Raw genomic sequence first — 19,171 nt, 5'->3', positions numbered from 1 at the left:
CTCCTGCTGGGCGCGCTGCTGGCCGTTGAGCAGCGGCGTCTCGGGGACGACGGAGGAGGCCTCGGGGGTGGCGGCGGTGGAGACGGTGTGGGGGGCCTCCGGCGCCTTGAGCAGGACGTTCGGCTTGGCGAGGCCCGTCACGCCGGTGCGGATCGCCGGCTTGTCCGTCGAGGCCAGGTCCGTGGGGGCCTCCAGCCCGCGCAGGGCCTCGGGCGCCACCGCCGTGCCCCCGGTGACGGTCTGGGCCGCGGTGCGGAGCGCCGGCTCCTCGGGCGAGGCCAGGTCCACGGGCGCGTTCTGCTCCTCGGCCGGCTCCTGCGTCTGCCCCGTGGCGTTGGAGGTGGGCGCGGCGCTGATCTTCGAGCTGGCATTGCTCATCAGCTCCAGCGGCTGGGCCGTGTCCGAAGGGTTCTCGGCGAAGGCGTCCTTCTTGGCGGGGTCGAGCGTGGGCTGCGCCACCGCCTTCGCCGGGTCCACCTCATTGGGCTTGGCTGGCGGCGTGGCCTCCGTTTTGGCCTCGGGCTTGTCCTCCTTGGGACGGACCGGGGGGGTTCGGGGGGCGTTGGAACGGATGCTCGTCATCGATGGAACCTCCACGGCAAAGCCAGAGGGAGGGGGGGGCCTTTTCCTCCAACGAGCCAGGTAGTCCTAGTGCCGGCCTTGCTCCGAGCGGGGGGCGGCCTCCAGGGGCGCACCCGCCGCCAGCGCGGCGAGCTGGGCCCGCAGGGGGGCGATCAGCGCCTGCTCCGGCCCCTGGGGATAGGCATTGCAGTCCCAAACCACGAGCGCGCGCAGCCGGCTCCGGAAGGTGCTGAAGATCAGCATGACCCGGGAGGGGGGGAAGAGCTGGGAGAAGTTGATGAAGTCGGCGATGGGCACGCTGCCGAAGCGCTCGAGCGGGTAGGGCACGGGCCCGGGGTTCGACATCACGATGTTCGACTTGGCGACGTAGCGCGTGATGAGCGAGGAGGAGAGCCGCAGCGGCGAGAAGCGCGAGAGGGCCGTGTAGAGCCGGACGCGGTACAGCTCCGAGAGGATCTCCCCGCTCTTCCAGTGGGTGAGCTGCTCCGCCATGGCCTGGAGCACCTCCGGGTCGGAGCCGGAGGTGGGCAGGCGCACGCTGTAGGGCACCACCAGCGTCTCGTAGAGCTCGTCCGCGTTCTCCCGCGTCATGTGGCGCAGGGAGAAGTTGTCCAGGATGCGCAGCCACCGCCGGCCCACCTGGTCCGGGGCGCTGGCCCTCCACACCTTGAACATGGCCAGGGCGAGCAGGGCGTGCACGGTGACCTTCTCCTGCTTGGCCCGCCGGCGCAGCCCCTCCAGCAGCTCGGCCCCGAAGTCCACCTTGGCGAAGTCCTGCTCGCCGCGCGGCGTGGCCGGCAGCGGCATCGACACGTCCGGGCGCAGGAAGTCCTGGACCAGGAGCTTCACCGCCCCCAGCGCATGGTGCAGCCGCTTGCGCAGCGGCAGGTGCGAGGTGAGCATCCCCGCGGTGCTGCGGTCCGTGACCTGGATGGGCGTGGCGTCGAAGGGCTGGCCCAGCTCCAGGGCGGTGTAGCTCTCGGCCACATCGTGCGCGAGCCGGTAGCCGGCCTTGGCGTCGTTGTAGAGCCGCACGGTGATGATCTGCAGGTAGCTCCGGGACGGCGTCTCCAGCAGGTGAAAGCGGACCGGGCGGCCCGCCGTCACGTCGAAGGACTCCTTCCAGACATTGGCCAGCAGCCGCTGGTGCACCGCCTCCTGCGCGTCCGTCTCGCAGCGCTCGATGCGCAGATCAATCGGGAGGGGCTCGCTCACCAGCTCACAATCGAAGGCGCGTGCGAAGCGGCGCTTGATCCGGCTGTTCAGCACCGGGTGGCGCGCGAGCGCCTGCAGCAGGGCCGCGCGCAAGCGCTCGGGGTCGAGCCGGCCGTCCAGCTCGATCAGCTCACACGAGTTGAGGTTCCCGATCGTGATGAGCTGATAGAGGTAGAACAGGTTGTGAGCGGGCAGGGGATAGGTCTGGGTCACCGCTGCCATGGGGGCTCCTTGTGCCATGGGGTCAGGCCACGGCGGCCTGGGGGCGCTCTCCCACGAGCAGGTGGGCGAAGCGCTCGCGCACCTGGCGCTTGAGAACCTTGCCGGTCAGCCCCCGGGGAATCTGCGACTCATCCACGAAGACGATCCGGCGCAGCGCGTCCTTGGCCTCCAGCTTCTGGTTCGCCCGCCGCAGCAGCTCGTCCGCGTCCGCGGTCATGCCAGGGTTCAGCTGGATGACGGCGCTCGGCACCGTGCTGCCATCGGCATCGGGCACGCCGATGACTACCGCCTCGCCGACCTCGGGGAGCTTGAGCAGCTGCTCCTCGATGGGGAGGGTGTAGACGGGACCCTGGCGGGTCTCCACCACGTCGACGGCCCGGTCCAGCTGGAAGAAGCGGCCGGAGCCATCGCGGTAGCCGACATCGCCCGTCCACCACCACCCGTCGATGAACACGCCATGCAGGCGGTCATGCGCGTTCCAGTACCCCTTGAACAGCATGGGGCCCTTCACCATGAACCGTCCCACCTGGCCCGGCTTGAGCTCCCGGCCCGTCTCGTCGGCGATCTTGACCTTGTGGCCGAAGGGGGAGGGCCGGCCGATGCAGCGGCTGAACTGCTTCGTCCCCGAGGTGGAGATGCGCGACAGCCCGAAGAAGCCCAGCTCCGAGGTTCCCCACGCATCGACGAACACCGCGCGGATGACGGGGCGTCCGAACACGCGGAACAGGGCGCCATGCTGGGTGAAGGCGCGGATGTGGACCTCGTGGCTGGCGTCCGCGGCGGACATCCAGGCGCGCATGGAGCCGAGATCGTACTTGTCGAGCCCATGGTGGTACATCTTGAGGTACGAGTCCGGGAACCCGACGAAGACGGAGATCCGCTCCCGCTCGATGGTCTTCAGCACGCTCTCGGCATCGAACTGGCTGTGCACCCACACCGGCGCCCCGCCCACCAGCGAGGTCATCATCCCCAGGTAGGTGGCGTAGTGGTTGTAGGGCCCGATGAACAGGGCCTTGTTCTTCCGGGAGAACGGCTGCATGGCCAGGTTCGCCCGCAGCGCGCTCATGATGCCGCTGTTGCCGATGAGCACCCCCTTGGGGAAGCCCGTCGTGCCCGACGTGTGGACGATCATCACGTCCGAGTCGCTCGCCAGCTCCACCGGCTGGAGCTGATCCGAGGCCCGGGGCAGCTCCTGCGAGAGGACCACCGAGGGGACGCCCACCGTGCCCGGCGAGGTGGTGAAGAGCCACTTCTCCACGCCCGAGCTGGGGGCCAGCTCCTGCACCCCGCCCGTGAAGGTCTCCGGATCCGTGATGACGAAGCGCGCGCCGGTGTGCGCCAGGTAGTTGCGCAGGTCCCGGTGGGGCATCCGGGGGTTGATGGGGACGGCGATTCCACCGGCCTTCACGATGGCCAGGCCGAGAAAGAAGTAGTCCGGGCTGTGCGTCTTGTAGAGGGCGACCCGGTCGAAGCGCTTGAGCCCGGCGGCCAGCAACACATTGCCCAGGCGGTTGATGAAGCCCAGCATCTCCTTGGCGCTCACGGAGCGCTCGGGCAGGCCGCTGTAGGGCAGAGGCTCCTGGAGATAGAAGACCGCGCCCGAGTGGTGCGCCGCGGAGGCCTTGTCGGCCACATTGGCCAAGGTCAGCGTTGAATCCAGGGTGAACCGAAGCCGGTTGAAGGGCCGTGTGCGAACCCAGTCCATGCTCTCCCCTCGTTGAACGCTCGCGCCGTGCGTCAAAATAAACCCGCTTTCCTGGCATTTTGTATATATCCAGGTAAGGTGTAATGTCAAGGAGAGCGCAGTCGGCCGCTCCAGTGATTTACAGTGAAGAAGAGGTGAGAATGGCAGGCACCGTGAGGTCGGAGCAGGAGTTCATCGCTCACGTCCAGTCCGGAGGCGTCGTCGAAGCGGGGGATTGGATGCCGGAAGGTTACCGGCGAGCCGTCATCCGCTTCATCGAGATGCACGCGAACTCCGAGTACATGGGGGCGCTGCTGGAGCGCGACTGGATTGCGCGCGCGCCCACGCTCGAGCGCCGGATCGCCATCACCTCCAAGGTGCAGGATGAGGTGGGCCATGCGCAGCACCTCTATTGCCTGCTGGAGGATCTCGGGCGGCCGCGCGCGGAGGTGCTGAGCGACTTGCTGGAGGGGCGCTCCCGGTACAACAGCTTCTTCCACTACCCCACGGCGTCCTGGGCGGACGTGGGCATCATCGCGTGGCTGTCCGATGCCGCGTCGATCATCGCGCAGAAGGCCCTGCTCCAGACGAGCTATGGGCCCTACCGCCGCATCCTGCCGAAGATCTGCTGGGAGGAGGCCTTCCACGTCGTGCATGGCCGGGAGATCATGCGCACGCTGCTGTCCGGCACGCGGCAGCAGCGCGACATGGCGCAGGAGGCGCTGACGCGGTGGTGGCCGCGGCTGATCTACTTCCATGGGCCCCCCACGCCTGCGGAGAAAGACGCCGATCTCACCATCTGGAAGCTGAAGGGCCGGCCCAACGAGGACATGCGCCAGGAGTTCCTGCGGCTCTACATTCCCAAGATTCACAAGTGGGGGCTCCAGCTGCCGGATCCCCAGCTGTCCTTCGACGAGCCGTCGCAGCGCTGGCGCTACACGCAGGCGGACTGGGAGCAGGTGCGCCTGATCGGCAAGGGCCAGGGGCCCGCCAGCCAGGCGCAGCTGGAGATCCGCCGCCGCGCCATGGAGGACAACCGCTGGGTGGCGGAGACCCTGGCGCCCGCCCCCGCCGTGCAGGAGGACTCCCGGTGAGCACGTCCCCCCTACCCGCGGCGAATGGCCGCGTCCTCTACGACGTGTACGGCCGGGAGAAGCCGGGCGCGCCCGTCATGCACCTGGGCACGCTGGAAGCCCCGGACGAGGAGCTGGCCGGGCTCTACGCCAGCCAGCTCTTCGCCCGGCGCGGGGAGTGCCACGGCCTGTACGTCGAGGCGCGCACGAAGCAGCAGACCGCGCCGTCCTACGAGCGGGTGCTGGAGCACCATTCCTTGCGGAACGCGTCCAGCCACTCACCCCACAAACGCGCCCCCAAGTCAGAGGAGAAGCGGGCCGAGGGAAAGAAGGGCCATGCGCACCTTTGAGCCACGCGTGGAGCTGCTTCTGGCGCTCGCCGACGATGAACTCCTGCTGGGCCACCGGGACTCCGAGTGGACGGGCGTCGCGCCCAATGTCGAGGAGGATGTCGCCTTCAGCTCCATCGCGCAGGACGAAGTCGGCCATGCGATGGCGCTCTATGGGCTCGCCGGCCCGTGGTTGGGCCAGGATGTGAACGCCCTGGTGTTCTCCCGGGAGCCGCGGGACTTCCGCCACGCGCGCTTGCTCGAGGCGCCCCGGGGGGACTTCGCGTTCACCATCGTCCGCCGCTTCGTCTACGAGCTGGCCGACCGGCTGCGCATCGAGGCGCTGGGCGCGTCGGCGCTGGTGCCGCTCGCGGAGCTGGCGCGGAAGATCCGCCGCGAGGAAGTGCTCCACTTCGACCATGCCTGGCTCTGGCTGCGCCGGCTGTCGGCGAGGGAGCCGGGCCGCTCCCGCATCGAGCAGGCGCTCCAGGCGGTGCTCCCCGCGGCCGCAGGGCTGCTGGTGGCCCTGCCCACCGAGGAGCCGCTGCTCTCCGAGGGGGTTCTGCCCGGCTCGTGGGAGCCGCTCTGGGCCACGTGGCGGGAGCAACTGCTGCAGCACCTGGGGCACATCGGCTTCGCCCACCTCGCCGAGGGGCTGGCCTACAGCCGCGCGGCGCTCGACCGGTATTCCGTCCCGTCGCCCACGTTCCTGGCCATCCACCGGGACGTCACCGAGGTGAGCCGGCTGGCTCCGGGAGGCCACTGGTGAGCCAGACCGAGGAGGGGACCGGGGCGGTGTGGACCGCGCTCGATGGGGTGAATGATCCGGAGCTGCCGGTCATCTCCATCGTGCAGCTGGGCATGGTCCGGGACGTGCGCGTCGACGGCGCGCGGTGCACCGTCGTGTTCTCGCCCACCTTCCTGGGCTGCCCCGCGAGCCGGCTCATCTCCCGGGAAATCGAACAGGCCGTGCGGGGGCTCGGCCTCGAGCCGGATGTCCAGGTGTCGCACGCCAAGCCCTGGAGCCCCGGGCAGATCAGTGCCCAGGGGCGCGAGGCGCTGCGCGCGGTGCACATCAGCATTGGCCACGGCGCCGTCACGGAGGAGGGCGCCCTGGGGGGGCTCGAGTCGCTGGAGAAGGACCGCGTGCCCTGCACCCGCTGTGGCAGCGAGGACACGGTCCTGGTCAGCGCGTTTGGCTCCACCCGGTGCCGCGCCGTCCGCAGGTGCAAACCTTGCCAGGCTCTTTTCGAGCAGCTCAAGCCCCTGTAAGGGGAGGGCCGCAGCGATGATAGGAGAACACGGGTGATTTCACGGCTCCTCGATCAATTCTTCGCCTGGTACGCGGATGTGTTCCTGCGCCGGCGCTACGTGTTCCTCGCGGCCATGCTCGTGGGGGTGGCCACCCTGGCGGCGTTCGTCCCGAAGCTGCGCTTCGACAACTCGCCCGAGTCGTTCTTCCTCCGGGAAGACAAGACGCTGGAGCGCTACCAGCACTTCCAGGCGCTGTTCGGCACGGATGAGTACGCGCTCATCGTCTTCGAGCGGAAGGAGCCCTGGACCCAGGAGTTCATCGAGCAGCTCCGGACGCTCACGGACCGGCTCGCCAAGGTGCCCGATGTGCTCGAGGCCACCTCCATCGCCAACGTGCGCCACGTGGTGGGCGAGGATGACCAGCTCATCGTCGAGGACTTCATCCCCCTGGAGATGAAGGAGCCGGCGGAGCTGGAGGCCCGGCGCAAGGCCGCGCAAGAGCACCCCTACTACCGGGACATGTTCGTGAGCGCGGACGGCACCTCGCTGGGCCTCGTGCTCAAGACCCAGATTCACGCGGGGGAGATCGACTACAAGATCGAGATGACCAAGCGCTTCCGGGCCCTCCTGGCCGAGGAGCCCTACCGGGCCTGGGGGGCCCGCGTGGTGGGCAGCCCCGTGCTGGACGCGGACGTCCGGGAGATCATGTCCCGGGAGAGTGGCACCTTCTGTGTGCTCGTCCTGCTCCTGATGAGCGCGGTGTTCTACATCGTCTTCCGCAGCTGGCTGGCGGTGGTGCTGCCCATTACGGTGGCGCTGCTCTCGGTGGTCTGCGCCCTGGGGTTGATGGGGCTCACCGGGATGCCCTTCACGCTCGTCTCGGCGATCATCCCCTCCTTCCTCATCTCCACCGGCGTGGGGCCGAGCATCTTCCTGCTCTCGGCGTTCTTCAACACCGTCAACGAGGGGCGCTCCCCGCGCGAGGCCGTGGCCGAGGCGCTGCGGCACTCGGCCTCCTCGAGCGTGCTGTCGATGGTGACCACGGCGGCGGGCCTGTTCGCCTTCTCCGTCTCGAAGATCCGCCCCATCGAGGAGCTGGGCCGCACGATGGGGACCGCGCTCGGCATCTCCTTCTGCATCACGCTCATCCTCGTCCCCTTCGTGCTGGCGGGGCGCAAGCACATCGCCGCCTCCGCGAAGCGCAAGGACATGCTGGAGGGGCGGGTGCAGGGGTTGCGCACCTGGGCCGAGATGGTGATGCGCCACCGGCGCAAGATCATCGTCATCTTCAGCCTGTTCGTCGCCACGGCGCTCTCCGGCGCGCTCCGGCTCCGCTCGGACTACCACTACCTGGGCGTCTTCAAGACCTCCACCCCGCTGCGGCAGGACTACGACTACGTCGAGCGGGCGATGAAGGCGAGCACGTCGATCGAGGTGCTCATCGACACGGGCAAGCCCGATGGCGTCAAGAACCCGGCCTTGCTCCAGGCCATGCTCGGGCTGGAGCGCACCGTGGCCGAGCGCTTCGCCAGCATGGGCGCCAAGCCCTACAGCGTGGCGGACCTGACCAGTGAGATCAACCAGGCGCTGAGCAACGGCAATCCCGAGGCCTACACCATCCCGGCCACGGCCAACGCGGTGGCCGAGAACCTGCTCCTGTACCAGCTCTCGGGCGACGACGAGCTCACCAGCCTCGTCAGCTCCGACTTCCGCTACGCGCGCATCCGCATCGCGGTGGCGAACCGGCCGGACCAGGAGAACCAGGCGGTCTTCGCCGTCATCCAGGAGTACACCGACAAGCACCTGGGCGCGGCCGTGGGCAGCCCCAAGGTGGAGGTGACGGGGCTCATCCACCTGTGGGCCGCCATCGACAGCTACCTGGCCCAGACGGAGCTCGAGGCGCTGCTCATTACGGTGCTGGCCGTGGCCGTGGTGATGATCGCCGTCTTCCGCTCGGTGCTGCTGGGGCTGCTGGTGGCCGCGCTCAACGCCTCGGCGGTGCTGGGCACGCTGGGGCTCATGGGCTACCTGGGCATCTGGCTCGACCCCTACACCATCCTCATCGCCAGCTTCGCCCTGGGCATCCTGGACGATGACTCCATCCACATCGTGCGCGACATCCAACGCCAGTACGCGCAGACCGGGGACTTGCGGGTGGCCATCGTGAACGCCAGCTCCTCGGCGGGACAGGGCATCTTCTATCTGTCGGCGGCGCTGGCGTGCGGCTTCGCCACCTATGCCTTCTCCACGGTGGCGAGCCTGAGCAAGTTCGGGCTGCTCATCGCCTTCACCGTCGTGCTCGGCGCGGTGACGGAGTTCATTTTCGCGCCCGCGGTGCTCAAGGCCGTGGGCGAGCCGCTGTTCCGCCGCTCCCGGCTCCCGGCGCATGCGCCGCCTGGGGCGGCCCTGGCCGAGGTGAAGTCCGTGCCCGGCCTGAGCGGCACGCACGAGGACACGTCGTCGGATTTCCGGAAGGAGGCCAGCAAGTGATGAGCGGATACGGCATGAAGTTCGGGCTTCTCCCCTTCGCCCTGATGGGGGCCGCGGTGCTCCTGGGGCCCACGCGGGCCCACGCGGACGACATCACCGGCAGCGGCGCCGCGGTCCTGACGCAGATCGCCGCGTCGGACAGCTGGGGCTTCGCCGATGCGGAGCTCAAGGCCCAGGCGCTCATCCGCGAGAAGGATGGGAAAAGCCGCACGGTGCGCTTCTCGGCGCAGTCGCGCTACTACGAGGGGACGCTGACCAAGAGCCTGGTGCGCTTCCTGGCGCCGCCGGACCTCAACGGCGTCAAGTTCCTGCAGGTCCAGAAGCGGGACACGGACGACGAGCGGTACATCTACCTGCCCGAGCTCAAGCGGGTCCGGCGCGTCTCCGGCAAGCTGCGTGCCGGCTCGTTCATGACCACCGACTTCGCGTTCGCGGACCTGGACCGGCGCGAGCTCCGGTTCGCGGAGGCCACCGCCCTGCCCGATGAGAAGGTGGGGGACACCGTGTGCAACCGCTTGACCGTGAAGCCCACCTCCAGCGACGCGCAGTACTCGCGGCTCGAGGTGTGGGCGCGCAAGGACAACCACATGATCCTCAAGTCCCAGATGTACGATCTCAAGGGCGCTCACGCCAAGACGTTCACCGTCGAGGAGAGCAAGCAGATCCAGGGACGGTGGTTCGTCACCCGCTCCCGCATGGAGAACCACTCGGGGCAGCGGGCCACGACGCTCGTGCTCGAGCAGATCGTCCCGCGCAAGGACTTCCCGGACAACCTCTTCGACTCCCGCCGGCTGGAGCAGGAGTAGTCTCATGGGGTGGAAGCAGGTGCGAGGCGGTGGGCTGGTGGCCCTCCTGATGCTGGCCCCCGGGAGCGTGGGGGCCGCGCAGCAGGAGGAAACGCCGCTGGCGGGGGACGCGGAGCCCCCTGCCCCCGCGGCGGAAGAGGCGTCTTCCCCCGCCGACGCGTCCGGGGTCCTGGACACGTCCGGGGACTCCTTGGGCGAGGCCTCGCTGGAGGGCTTCGCCAGCGAGAGCCAGGCCTCCACCGAGCTGCTCGGCTGGGCCCGGCTCTCGCCCACCTATGACTTTCCCCGGAATGGGCCCACCGGTGAGCCGCCGGAGCTGCGCACCCCGCACGACCGGCTGACGGAGCGTTCGACGCTCTATCTGCGCTTCCACCACCGGCGCGGCGATGGGTGGTCCTTCGCGGCCTCGGGCGCGCTCGATCACCGCGTGCGCTGGCGCAAGCAGACGCCGCCCGCAGGGCAGGAGGCGGGGGACTCCTGGCGCACGCAGCTCGAGCCGCGGCTGCAGGAGCTCTACCTGGGCCTGTCCGGGGCCTCGCTGAGCGTGACCCTTGGACAGCAGCGGATCGCCTGGGGCCGCAACGAAGTCCTGGCCATCAACGATGTCGTCAACCCGCAGGACCTGCGCGACCCGCTGCTGGTCCCGGAGGAGCTCCGGTACAAGCCGGTCATCGCCGCGCGGGTGGACCTCTCGCTGGGCTCGAGCTCGCTCCAGCTCATCGCCGTGCCCTTCTTCCAGCCGGCCAGCTTCGACTTCTACGGGAGCAACTGGGCGCTGGTGCAGGACGCCGCGCCCGCCGCGTACCGCGCCGTCCTGGGCCAGCTGGGAGACTCGTCCCAGGGCAGCGCCCTGTTCTCCCCGGAGCGCGGCGTGAGCGCGGGGCTCACCCAGGCGGCCGCGGGGCTCCGCTTCTCCTGGCGGCTGGGCGGCGTGGAGATCAACCACTATTACCACCTGGGCTTTGACTCCACGCCCCGCTGGCGGGTGGATGAGGCGCAGCTCGCGGCCCTGTTGGATCCGGCGCTTCAGGAGGATCCCGCTGCCCGGGCGCTGGCCTTCAACCGCTTCGCCGAGACGGTCTCCGTCAGCTACCAGCGCCGCCACCACGTGGGCTTCTCCGCGGTGGGCGAGGCGGGGCCCTTCATCCTCTACGGCGAGGGGGCCTATGACTCGCGCAAGGTGTTCATCACCCAGGCGCTCTCCACGGCCGTCCACCCCTTCCTCTCCGCCCTGGCCGGCATCGAGTACCAGCGCGACTTTGATCAGGTGGTGGACTTCGCCCTGTCCTACGGGCGGATCCTCCCCCGCGAGGGGCAGCCTCCCCCGCTGCTCTGGAACGAGCGCGACAGCCTGGGCTCGGCGCTCACCGTGCGCTGGGGGCTGACGGAGGAGTTCTCGCTGGAGGGCCAGGGTGGGGTGGGGTTCATCCCCCTCGGGGTGAGTGGACGGCTTGGAGTGCGCTGGAAGCGCGAGCACCTCTCCTGCACCGTGGGCGCGCTCCTCCTGGCCGGCGAGACGTTCTCCTACGGCGGCTACTACCGCGCGAACCAGGGGCTCTACGCGGACCTGCGCTACGTGTTCTGAGCCGACCAGGTACGTCCTGAGCCTACTTCATCCGACCTTTTTTCCAGTTTGTCGGAATATTTGCGTCAGGCATTTAATTTGAAATCGGGGTGTGCTAGTTAATCAACGGTTCCCACAAGCCGCACAGGCTGCAAGTTCCGAGGGTATCCGTGAACACCATCGTCGAAGCGATGCGCCAGAGCGCCGAGCGAGATCCACGCCGTCCGCAGTTCACGTGGTTGATGGATGGCGAGCAGGAGGGAGGCACGCTGGACACGGCCGGCCTGGACCGGCTGGCGCGTGCAGGGGCCGCGGCGCTGCAAGAGGCAGGCGCCACCGGTGAGCGGGTGGTGTTGCTGATCCGCCCCGGGCTCGAGTTCATCGCGGGCTTTCTGGCCTGTCTCTACGCGGGGGCGCTGCCTGTGCCCGCCGTGGTGCCCCGCCGCGCGGCCGAGTTCGAGCGCCTGTTCGGCATCTCCAGCCGGGTGACGGCGCGCTTCGCGCTGGCCGATGGGGATCTGATCAAAACGCTGCCAGAGCCCCTGCGCCAGGCCAGCGGGATGAGCTGGCTGGCCATCGAGCAGGTCCTCGCGGCGGATGCGGAGCTCTGGCGGCCCTTCTCGCCGAAGCCCAGCGACCTGGCCTTCCTCCAGTTCACCTCGGGCTCGACGGGCAATCCCCGGGGCGTCATGGTGAGCCACGGCAACCTCGTCCACAACAGTGAGTCCATCGTCTGGGTGCGCCGCGAGGATCCCTGCCGCGTGGTGGGCTGGCTGCCGCCCTACCATGACATGGGCCTCATCGGCTGCATCATCCACCCCATCCTCTCGAAGGTGCCGTCGGTGCTGATGTCGCCCCACCACTTCCTGCAGCGCCCCGCGCGCTGGCTGGAGGCGGTCACCCGCTACCGGGGGACCATCAGCCCCGCCCCCGACTTCGCGCTGCGCCTGTGCGCCGACCGCATCAGCGACGAGGATCGCGACAAGCTCGATCTGTCCAGCTGGAACATCCTCATCTGCGGTGCCGAGCCCGTGCGTCCCTCGACGTGGCAGGCCTTCGCGCCCCGCTTCGTGCCCGTGGGGCTGGACCCGAACATCCTCTCGCCCTGCTATGGCCTGGCCGAGTCCACGCTCATCACCACGGGGCGGCGCACGGATGCGCCGCTGGTGTTCCGCTCGGTGGATGCTTCCGCGCTGGAGGAGGGCCGGGTGGAGCCCGGCGGGGAGCGGACGCGGATGCTGTTCGCCTGCGGCCGGCCGGTTCCGGGGCAGCAGGTGGTCATCGTGGACGAGCAGCTGCGGCCCGTGCCCGATGCGATGGTGGGGGAAATCCTCATCGCGGGTCCCAGCGCCACGCATGGCTACTACGGCGACGAGCAGGCCACCCAGGAGACGTTCAAGGCCGAGGTGCAGGGCCATGAGGGGACCTTCATCCGCACCGGCGACCTCGGCTTCATGGATGACGGCTCGCTGTACATCGTCGGGCGCATCAAGGACATCGTGAAGATCCGGGGCAAGACGCTGCACGCCCAGGACATCGAGGACGCGGCGTCCGCGGCCCACGCCGCGCTGAGCGCGGGCGCCCTCGCGGCCTTCTCCGTGGAGGAGGAGGGCGAGGAGCGGCTCGTCATCGTGGCGGAGCTCAAGCGCACCTCCCGCAACAGCCCGCCCGAGCCCATCGTGAACGCGGTCTGTGCCGCCGTGACGCGCGCCCATGGGGTGGTCCCCTTCGAGGTGTGCCTGCTGCGGCCGGGCGGGGTTCCCAGGACCTCGAGCGGCAAGGTGCGCCGCCGCGAAAGCCGGCGCCAGTGGATGGAGCGCAGGCTCAATCCGTTCGCCGCCGAGGAAGAGCTGTCTCAGGCAGCACCATGAACGGCCTCTACGCGTCAACGCTCGCCCAGCTGGAGCAGCGGCTGGGGCCTGTTTCGGGCCAGGGCCCTCTCGGCCAGGACGCCACGCTCGCGCGGGATGAGCGCGAGGCCTTCCCCGCGGAGGCCCTGACGGCCCTGCGCGCGCACGGCGTGCCGGACCTGCTCGTGCCCGCCTCGGAAGGGGGGCAGTTCGTCTCCTTCGAGGGGGCGCTCGCGGTGGGGCTCACCCTGGCGCGGAGGGATCCGTCCGTGGCGTTGAGCCAGGGGATGCTGTGCTGGCTCTGGCTCGCCTGGATGGTGGGAAGCCCCGGCCAGCGGGAGCGGGCCCGGGCCCTTCTGCAGGGCACCGCCGCGCCGTGCTTCGCCGCCTCCGAGGCCAACCACGGCGCGGATCTGCTGGCCACCGAGACGCTGGCCCTGTCCAGGCCGGAGGGCTGGGAGGTGACGGGCGAGAAGTGGCCGATTGGCCGGGCCAGCCATGCCGCGTTCGCCTTCGTGCTGGCGCGCACCCGTCCGGCGCCGGGGCCGCGCGCGTTGAGTTGGTTCCTGGTGGAGCTGGATCAACCCTCGGTGACCCGGCTGCCCAAGGTCCGCACGGTGGGGCTGCGCGCCTCGGACCTGAGCGGCCTGCGGTTTGCCCGCGCGGCGGCGAGCCCCGTGGGCGAGGAGGGCCAGGGGCTGGAGCTGACCCTCAAGATCTTCCAGCTCACCCGCCCGCTCATGGCGGGCCTGGGCCTGGGCACGGGCGACATGGCCCTGCGGGTGGCCACCCGGTTCGCCCTGGAGCGCGAGCTCTACCGGGCGAGCGCCGCGAGCCTGCCCTCCGTGCGCCGGCTGCTCGTGGGGGCGTGGCTGCGCCTCCTGGCGGCGGAGATCCTCCTCCTGTCCGGGGTGCGCGCGCTGCATGGGGCCCCCGGCCAGGCGAGCCTCTCGTCGCCCCTGGCCAAGGCCATCGCGCCCGCGCTGGTAGAGCAGGCGATCCGGTCCGCCACGACGGTGCTGGGCGCCCGCGCCTTCATGCGGGAAGGCCCCGCCGCGATCTTCCAGAAGATGGCGCGGGACCATGCGGCCGTGGGGCTCATCGATGGCAGCGAGCCCGTCTGCCTGCATGCCCTGGCCGCGGAGCTGCCCCAGGTGTTCACGGCCAACGCGGGAAGCGGCGCCCTGCTGCGCTCGCGCTTCAGCCTGGAGGAGCCGGTGCCGGCGTTTGCCCCGGCGTCGCTCGGCCTGACCGCCCGCGGCGTGGATGACGTCACCGCGGAGCTTCCCCCCGGGCTGCTCCCCCACTGGAGCGCGCTGCGGCAGGGCGGGAGCGAGGCGTTGCGCGGGCCGGCGCGGCTGGAGACCGCGCGGCGGTATGGGCTGCTGCACGCGGCGGCCTGCTGCTTCCACTTCGAGCGGTTCAATCCCGGCCTGGCCCTGTGCCGGGCGGGCGTGCCCGCCCTGGCGGGCCAGTTCCTGATGGATCCCGAGGCCTTGCCTGAAACGGCGTGCCGGGAGATTTTCGACCTGCTGGCCGCGCGTGTCGAGGGCGGACACCTGCTCTCGGTGGCGGATGTGTCCGCCGGGCCAGCCTCGGAGACAGCCCTCGTAGGATGAGAGACATGATAACCAGCGACGAACTCGAACAGTGGCTGAAGGCCATGGTGGCCACCCGGACGCGTCTGAGTCCCGACGCCATCGACGTCAACCTGCCGCTCGATGAGCTGGGGATCGACTCCATGGAAGCGGTGGCCCTGGCCGGAGAGCTCGAGACCCTGCTCAAGCGCCGCGTGGAGCCGACCGTGCTCTGGGACTACCGCACCCTCCGGGCGCTGTCGCGTGCCCTGACGGGTGAGCAGCAGGCCCCGCCCCCCAGCGCCACCGACAGCATGTCGGATGCCGAAGTGGAAGCGCTCCTCCGCAAGATGACGGGAACCAAGTCATGAACATCGACCAGTTGTCTCCCCAGGAGAAGCGCGCCCTGCTCGAGCGGCTGCTCCGCTCAGGCGGTAGCCTGACCCCGGTCAAGCTCGAAGAGCACGGCACGTTCAAGGCGCTCCGCTCGCGCCTGTCGGTCGTCTCCCGCTGGACCGAGGTGCATCCCTTCTTCAAGGCCCAGGAGGGCGTCACCCGCGACACCACCCAGATCGGTGGGCGCGAGCTGCTGAACTTCTCCACGTACAACTATCTGGGCCTCTCGGGGGACCCGCGCGTCTCCGCCGCGGCGAAGGACGCCATCGACCGCTTCGGCACGTCCCCGTCCGCCAGCCGCATCGCCTCCGGCGAGAAGACGCTCCACCGCGAGCTGGAAGGGGCGCTGGCGTCGTGGCTCGGCACGGAGGCCGCGCTGGTGCTCGTCAGTGGCCACGCCACGAACGTGACCGTCATCGGGCACCTGTTCAACCGCAGGGATTTGATTCTTTACGACGCCCTGGCCCACAACAGCATCGTGCAGGGCGTGACGCTGTCGGGCGCCCGCGCCCGGCCCTACCGCCACAATGACCTGGGGCACCTCCGGGAGCTGCTGAAGGAGCACCGGGCCGACGCCGAGCGCGCGGTCATCATCACCGAGGGCGTGTTCAGCATGGACGGGGACATCCCGGACCTGCCGAAGATCATCGAGCTCAAGCGCGAGTTCAACGCCTTCCTGATGGTGGATGAGGCCCACTCCATGGGCGTCCTGGGGGCCACCGGCCGTGGCATCCAGGAGCACTTCGGCATCCCCTCGTCCGATGTGGACATCTGGATGGGGACGCTCTCGAAGTCCCTGGCCAGCTGCGGGGGCTACATCGCGGGCAGCTCGGAGCTCATCCGCTACCTGAAGTACACCACCCCCGGGTTCATCTTCAGCGTGGGCCTGACGCCGTCCAATGCCGCCGCGGCCCTGTCCGCGCTCTCCATCATGGCGGAAGAGCCCGGGCGCGTTGCCCAGCTGCAGCGCAACGCCAAGCTCTTCCTCGAGGAGGCGCGCGCCGCGGGGCTCGACACCCACCTGGCGATGGGCACCCCCGTGCTCCCCGTCGTCACCGGCAGCTCCTTCCATGCGCTGCGCCTGTCCGACGCGCTCTACCGCCGGGGCATCAACGTGGACCCGGTCATCAGCCCGGCCGTGGAGCAGGACAAGGCGCGCCTGCGCTTCTTCGTCAGCTCCACCCACACCCCGGAGCAGATCCGCCAGGCGGTGCAGGCAATGGCGGAGGAGATCGCCAAGCTGCCGGCCCGCACGAGCGTGATCGGCGAGACGCTGTCCTCGCTGCCGAGCCGGGACCGGGCGGACTTGATGGTCTCGGGGCGCATCACGGATCCGGGCAAGGTCTTCCGGCGCCGGGCGAAGCTGGTGGATCCGCTGACGGGCGAGCGCGAGAAGCACTTTGATCCCGAGAAGGAGGACCAGAACTCGGTGGCCGCGCGCAAGTTCTACGAGCAGTTTGGCTCGGGGGGCGGAATCGACACGTCCGTGCTCAGCGAGGCACTCGTGGTGGAGGTGCCCGGCCTCGAGGGCCAGGCGGCCATGGGGCGGTGGCGCGGCGGGAGCGCCTTCCAGGACTACTGGGCGCACCAGCGCAAGGTCCGGCCCTCGGAGAAGTGGACCGTGGACTACGTCATGGCCTACGGCGATGACCTGACGGTCAGCGGGCGGCGCACGCTCCCGGTGGGCGAGGAGTGGTACCTGCACCTGCTCACGATGAAGGGGGGAAAGATTGTCCGCGTGGAGGAGGTGCTGGACGGCTCCGCCTGGCGCGGTGAGGGCGCCCCCGGCCCCGAGGCCGCCACCTTGCTCGTGAAGCACGATGCCACCCAGGCCCAGGAGAACGGCCAGCTCATGAGGGACCTCTACGAGGCCTGGGTGCGCAAGGCGGACATCGAGAAGTTCATCGTCCGCTGCGCGCCGGACGTCGTGTGGGAAATCAATGGCCCGAAGCAGCTGCCCTTCGCGGGGACCTGGCGGGGCATCGATGCCATGCTGCAGTTCTGGCAGGACCTGGCGGCCATCATGGACTTCCACGAGCTCTGGATCGATGCCCTCATCTGCCGGGGTGAGCAGGTCTTCTCGCTCGGAGGGTTCCGCAGCACGGCGATCCCCACGGGGCTCGCCTACTCGGATCCGTTCCTGCAGGTCGGCACCTACCGCCAGGGCCGGTTGCAGCACTTCATCGACTACCTGGATCCCCGCATCGACCTGGCCGCGTACCGGCCGGACGTCTACGAGTAGGACACTGGGCCCGCGGGCTCCCGGCCAGCGTGAGGCCGTGGGGCCCGGGGACCGCCGGGCGCGCTAAGGCGCGCCCTCTTCGCGGATGACCGTCTGGCCCATGCCGGAGAGCAGCGGCATGTTGGTGGAGGTGATGTACTGCACCGCGTGGCCCTCCTCCGCGAAGTGCTGGTGCCAGCACCAGGGCGGCGTGTAGAGGGCATCGCCCTCCTGCCACTCGAAGCGCTGGCCCTCCACGATGGAGTAGCCCTTGCCGCGGATGACGTACATCAGGGCTTCGTAGCCGTGGCGGTGGTTGGAGGTCCGCTCCCCGGACGCCAGCTCGCCGATGCTCATGCTGACCGCCTTGCTCGGCAGCTTCACGGGGAACACCGGGTGCCCCCGCTGCGCCGAGAAGGCCTGGGCCTGGGCGGTGCCCACGATGGCCCGGTGCAGGCAGGCCGCGTCGGGGGCCCGCGAGGGGACGACCTCCAGCGAGTTGCGGTTGTGCGCCACGTCCGTGAACGTTCCGGAGCCCGCGCTGTTGCCCATGTTCTTGGCTTCCGCCATGTCTTGAGTCCTTCCCGGGTGATTGATGCTCAGCCCTGGGCGGCCGCGTCGAGCCGCCGGAGCCGGTCCATCATGTGATCAAAGAAGTTCGCGCGCGCATCGAGCGCCCGGAGCGTCCCCATCGCCAGCCCCATGCGTCCACGGGGAGTCTGCGCCAGGTTCATCGCGATGCCCCGCAGCACCTCGGCGTGCTCGTCATCCACCGCCGCGTGCAGATCGAAGAAGACCCGGTCCCGGAGGGGCATCTGGGGCCAGGCTTGCTGGATGGCGGTGAGCAGGTTCGCGTACATGAAGCGGACGATCGCCTCGGTGGCGATGCCCAGCGCGCCCACGCCCTGCGCCGCGTCCGGGCTCCGGCAGACCTCCTGGAAGGTCTCCACCCAGGCCGCCGTCGCCACGTCGGGCTCGCGGCCCATCAGCTGCGCCACATCGAGCCCGATGGCCTCCAGGAACCGCCGGAACAGCAGCGGGTGGGGGAAGCTCACGTCCTCGGGGTTGATGCCGGCGCCGCGCAGGAGCGCCGCGTGCTCCGGATCGATGTGCCCCGTCTCCTCCGCGAGGTTGCCGGCGAGCTGGGCCCGGTGTTGAGGCGAGTCCAGCCGGGACATGACCGAGGTGAGGTATTGGGTGAAGCGGTAGCTGTAGAAGAAGTACTGGCCGAAGAAGTCCTTCAGCGCCGCCTCGGGCCGGGTGAATTCGCGCTGGGCAAACGCGTGAAGCAGCGGGTGGTTCACCGCGCGTGACCGGGCCGCGAAGCCCTGAAGCGCGACGACGAACTCCTCGGCCGGGAGATTGGAATCGACCAGCTGGCTTAGTCCTGGGTGCATGTTCGCCTCTCGGCTGGCGGGGGACCGCCAGAAGGGGGACATCCCCGTAAATACGATATTCTTGGAAAAAATCAATGTAGGTGAATTGATTTACCCCTTGGCCTGGGGCTGTAGCTGCGCCACGGCCAGGGCGGAGCGGTTTGGACAGGCCCAGCAGGTGGCCGAGCCCGATGGTAAAAACGGGTTACCAGAGATTTCCGATCAGGGGATCGAAAGGCAGCTCGTCCGACTCCTTCCAGGCGTGAGGGTCGGGCTGGGGCGCGGCCTCCTCCAGAGAGGGCCGGTAGTTGGGATCGTTGATCTTCAGGTTGGCGATCTGGTGCTGGTCGTCGGTGATGAGCTCGGTGATGGCATTGATGCCCACGCCCGCGACGCCGAGCCCCAGGGCGAGCAGCGGAGAGCCCGCGGCCAGCGCCGCCAGCCCCAGGCCGCCCGTCACGACGTTGGTGATGCCCTTGATCTTCTGGCCCTCCAGGCCCGTCTTGTCCGCCGTCATGATGCTGTCGACGCC

At 69.5% G+C, this 19,171-nt stretch carries 15 protein-coding genes and 2 pseudogenes; 11 read left to right on the top strand and 6 right to left on the bottom strand.

The features are described 5' to 3' along the window. From KY661_RS36795 to KY661_RS36785, 3 genes and pseudogenes are all read right to left on the bottom strand, one after another. A pseudogene (locus tag KY661_RS36795) lies at window positions 1-582 on the bottom strand (hypothetical protein); the annotation flags it as partial. Window positions 583-648: 66 nt separating this feature from the next. Next, on the bottom strand, window positions 649-2,019 hold the full coding sequence (locus KY661_RS36790; RefSeq protein WP_225414634.1) for a hypothetical protein: 1,371 nt from the start codon (window positions 2,017-2,019) through the stop codon (window positions 649-651). A 22-nt stretch (window positions 2,020-2,041) separates the two neighbouring features. Continuing rightward, window positions 2,042-3,724: a class I adenylate-forming enzyme family protein gene (locus KY661_RS36785; protein WP_225414633.1), complete on the bottom strand. Its 1,683-nt coding sequence runs from the start codon at window positions 3,722-3,724 to the stop codon at window positions 2,042-2,044. A gap of 140 nt (window positions 3,725-3,864) precedes the next feature. Between KY661_RS36785 and paaA the strand changes: the two genes are divergently transcribed. The 11 genes from paaA to KY661_RS36730 all read left to right on the top strand — a co-directional run bounded on the left by paaA (window position 3,865) and on the right by KY661_RS36730 (window position 17,284). Then, window positions 3,865-4,797, top strand: coding sequence for a 1,2-phenylacetyl-CoA epoxidase subunit PaaA (paaA, locus tag KY661_RS36780; RefSeq protein WP_263437674.1), 933 nt, complete (start codon window positions 3,865-3,867; stop codon window positions 4,795-4,797). Beyond that, window positions 4,794-5,126, top strand: a complete 333-nt coding sequence (locus KY661_RS36775) for a hypothetical protein (RefSeq protein WP_225414631.1) — start codon at window positions 4,794-4,796, stop codon at window positions 5,124-5,126. The genes paaA and KY661_RS36775 overlap by 4 nt, the downstream gene beginning before the upstream one ends. Continuing rightward, complete coding sequence (gene paaC, locus KY661_RS36770; protein ID WP_225414630.1) at window positions 5,113-5,874, top strand: 1,2-phenylacetyl-CoA epoxidase subunit PaaC; 762 nt, start codon at window positions 5,113-5,115, stop codon at window positions 5,872-5,874. Before KY661_RS36775 ends, paaC begins: the two co-directional genes overlap by 14 nt. Beyond that, complete coding sequence (paaD, locus tag KY661_RS36765) at window positions 5,871-6,377, top strand: 1,2-phenylacetyl-CoA epoxidase subunit PaaD (protein WP_225414629.1); 507 nt, start codon at window positions 5,871-5,873, stop codon at window positions 6,375-6,377. Before paaC ends, paaD begins: the two co-directional genes overlap by 4 nt. A 33-nt stretch (window positions 6,378-6,410) precedes the next feature. Continuing rightward, window positions 6,411-8,849 carry an efflux RND transporter permease subunit gene (locus tag KY661_RS36760; RefSeq protein ID WP_225414628.1) on the top strand — a complete coding sequence of 813 codons (2,439 nt, stop codon included), beginning with the start codon at window positions 6,411-6,413 and terminating at the stop codon, window positions 8,847-8,849. Continuing rightward, entirely contained in the window at window positions 8,849-9,655 is an 807-nt protein-coding gene (locus KY661_RS36755; protein ID WP_075010677.1) for an outer membrane lipoprotein-sorting protein, read from the top strand. Before KY661_RS36760 ends, KY661_RS36755 begins: the two co-directional genes overlap by 1 nt. Before the next feature lie 4 nt (window positions 9,656-9,659). Next, window positions 9,660-11,240 (top strand): DUF1302 family protein, encoded by a 1,581-nt coding sequence (locus KY661_RS36750; protein WP_225414627.1) that lies wholly within the window; start codon window positions 9,660-9,662, stop codon window positions 11,238-11,240. A gap of 149 nt (window positions 11,241-11,389) precedes the next feature. Beyond that, entirely contained in the window at window positions 11,390-13,090 is a 1,701-nt protein-coding gene (locus KY661_RS36745) for a fatty acyl-AMP ligase (protein WP_225414626.1), read from the top strand. Then, window positions 13,087-14,688, top strand: a complete 1,602-nt coding sequence (locus tag KY661_RS36740) for an acyl-CoA dehydrogenase family protein (RefSeq protein WP_225414625.1) — start codon at window positions 13,087-13,089, stop codon at window positions 14,686-14,688. The genes KY661_RS36745 and KY661_RS36740 overlap by 4 nt, the downstream gene beginning before the upstream one ends. A 5-nt stretch (window positions 14,689-14,693) precedes the next feature. After that, the gene (locus KY661_RS36735) at window positions 14,694-15,017 is read left to right on the top strand and encodes an acyl carrier protein (RefSeq protein WP_177233772.1); all 324 of its coding nucleotides are present in this window, start codon (window positions 14,694-14,696) and stop codon (window positions 15,015-15,017) included. After that, complete coding sequence (locus tag KY661_RS36730; RefSeq protein ID WP_225414624.1) at window positions 15,014-17,284, top strand: aminotransferase class I/II-fold pyridoxal phosphate-dependent enzyme; 2,271 nt, start codon at window positions 15,014-15,016, stop codon at window positions 17,282-17,284. Before KY661_RS36735 ends, KY661_RS36730 begins: the two co-directional genes overlap by 4 nt. 63 nt (window positions 17,285-17,347) lie before the next feature. Here the strand turns inward: KY661_RS36730 and KY661_RS36725 are convergent, their stop codons facing one another. The 3 genes and pseudogenes from KY661_RS36725 to KY661_RS36715 all read right to left on the bottom strand — a co-directional run. Beyond that, window positions 17,348-17,833, bottom strand: a complete 486-nt coding sequence (locus KY661_RS36725; protein ID WP_225414623.1) for a cupin domain-containing protein — start codon at window positions 17,831-17,833, stop codon at window positions 17,348-17,350. A gap of 29 nt (window positions 17,834-17,862) precedes the next feature. Continuing rightward, window positions 17,863-18,660 (bottom strand): TenA family transcriptional regulator, encoded by a 798-nt coding sequence (locus tag KY661_RS36720; RefSeq protein ID WP_225414622.1) that lies wholly within the window; start codon window positions 18,658-18,660, stop codon window positions 17,863-17,865. Between the two features lie 184 nt (window positions 18,661-18,844). Further along, window positions 18,845-19,171, bottom strand: a pseudogene (locus KY661_RS36715) (hypothetical protein); the annotation flags it as partial.

The sequence above is a fragment of the Allostigmatella hybrida genome, from assembly GCF_020103775.1.
Lineage (GTDB): Bacteria > Myxococcota > Myxococcia > Myxococcales > Myxococcaceae > Hyalangium > Hyalangium aurantiaca.
The sequence above is the reverse complement of the archived record's forward strand: the minus strand, read 5'-3'. Positions and strand labels throughout refer to the sequence as shown.

Bases quoted from the DNA above. Each gene is read 5' to 3' on its own strand.
- KY661_RS36740 (WP_225414625.1), top strand. From the start codon at position 13,087: ATGAACGGCCTCTACGCGTCAACGCTCGCCCAGCTGGAGCAGCGGCTG.
- KY661_RS36750 (WP_225414627.1), top strand. From the start codon at position 9,660: ATGGGGTGGAAGCAGGTGCGAGGCGGTGGGCTGGTGGCCCTCCTGATG.
- paaA (WP_263437674.1), top strand. From the start codon at position 3,865: ATGGCAGGCACCGTGAGGTCGGAGCAGGAGTTCATCGCTCACGTCCAG.
- KY661_RS36790 (WP_225414634.1), bottom strand. From the start codon at position 2,019: ATGGCAGCGGTGACCCAGACCTATCCCCTGCCCGCTCACAACCTGTTC.
- KY661_RS36730 (WP_225414624.1), top strand. From the start codon at position 15,014: ATGAACATCGACCAGTTGTCTCCCCAGGAGAAGCGCGCCCTGCTCGAG.
- KY661_RS36720 (WP_225414622.1), bottom strand. From the start codon at position 18,660: ATGCACCCAGGACTAAGCCAGCTGGTCGATTCCAATCTCCCGGCCGAG.
- KY661_RS36735 (WP_177233772.1), top strand. From the start codon at position 14,694: ATGATAACCAGCGACGAACTCGAACAGTGGCTGAAGGCCATGGTGGCC.
- KY661_RS36755 (WP_075010677.1), top strand. From the start codon at position 8,849: ATGAGCGGATACGGCATGAAGTTCGGGCTTCTCCCCTTCGCCCTGATG.
- KY661_RS36785 (WP_225414633.1), bottom strand. From the start codon at position 3,724: ATGGACTGGGTTCGCACACGGCCCTTCAACCGGCTTCGGTTCACCCTG.
- KY661_RS36725 (WP_225414623.1), bottom strand. From the start codon at position 17,833: ATGGCGGAAGCCAAGAACATGGGCAACAGCGCGGGCTCCGGAACGTTC.
- paaC (WP_225414630.1), top strand. From the start codon at position 5,113: ATGCGCACCTTTGAGCCACGCGTGGAGCTGCTTCTGGCGCTCGCCGAC.